The sequence below is a fragment of the Bradyrhizobium hipponense genome (assembly GCF_008123965.1).
Taxonomy (GTDB): domain Bacteria; phylum Pseudomonadota; class Alphaproteobacteria; order Rhizobiales; family Xanthobacteraceae; genus Bradyrhizobium; species Bradyrhizobium hipponense.
Genome location: NZ_VSTH01000204.1, coordinates 1 through 832 on the forward strand (window position 1 = coordinate 1; position 832 = coordinate 832).

Annotated in this window: 1 protein-coding gene; it reads right to left on the reverse strand. The window is 56.1% G+C overall.

The window, feature by feature from the left end; all coding sequences use genetic code 11:
- Window positions 1-265: 265 nt before the first annotated feature.
- Window positions 266-565, reverse strand: coding sequence for a hypothetical protein (locus FXV83_RS39740; protein ID WP_091967377.1), 300 nt, complete (start codon window positions 563-565; stop codon window positions 266-268).
- Window positions 566-832 lie beyond the last annotated feature (267 nt).

Genomic DNA, 832 nt, shown 5'->3' on the forward strand with positions numbered 1-832 from the left:
CTATCCTGCTCGAGAGCGGTAAGGGACCTGCTCGCGTCAAAACGAAAATGTTGCGACATGGGGGGGCTCCATCGGTAGCCGTTGAACAGCGCCCATGGTGCCATGCTCTCGCCGCTCGCCCATAGCATCTTCACAAGAGGCGACATCGACCACGGATGGCGGCTCAGTCAGCTGGGATCGTAAACTGAAAGAGAGCACTCCGCGGCCGATGCGGCTCACAGTATCTCAATACTCGAAAGCAACGCCGGCAACTCTCGGCGGAGCCTCAAAGATCGATGCCGACCGCGATGTTACGGCCAGTCAATTCGGCAAAGGTAGCTGTGTGCGCGTACAGCTTTGCGAATGCCTCGTCCTTTGCCAAGGCTTCCTGTACCTTTCCGTACACTTCCCAACTGGAATAGCGCGTAGCGATAAGAAACTCCCCGGCCCACGTACCAGTGTGAAACCGAGAAAGCCGAAGAAATTCTGCGCCATGTTTTTCGAAGATTGCCTTCGCCTGCTTCGCGGTCTTAATCATCTCCTCAGGCTTGTCGCTCTTGAAGCGTGTAAATTGTACAATGGCCATAACCTAATTCCTCCGTTGACCCCCACAGATTAGGTCTAGGAGTGGCCGCAGAGGTTCACAGGATGGCCCTATGATGCAGGGTCCGAGTTGGGTCATTCGCGTCGAGTTGGCTGCGCCTTTGCAAGGTCCCGTCTCACCTCGACAGCCGACGTGCGGGACGCTATCGCGACGTTCGCATTCGGGCCATCAACGGAAGTCGCCAACCTACCTGCGATTAGACCGACACTTGGTCGACTGATCCCGATTCACTAGACGATCGATTCCATG

Bases quoted from the DNA above. Each gene is read 5' to 3' on its own strand.
- FXV83_RS39740 (WP_091967377.1), bottom strand. From the start codon at position 565: ATGGCCATTGTACAATTTACACGCTTCAAGAGCGACAAGCCTGAGGAG.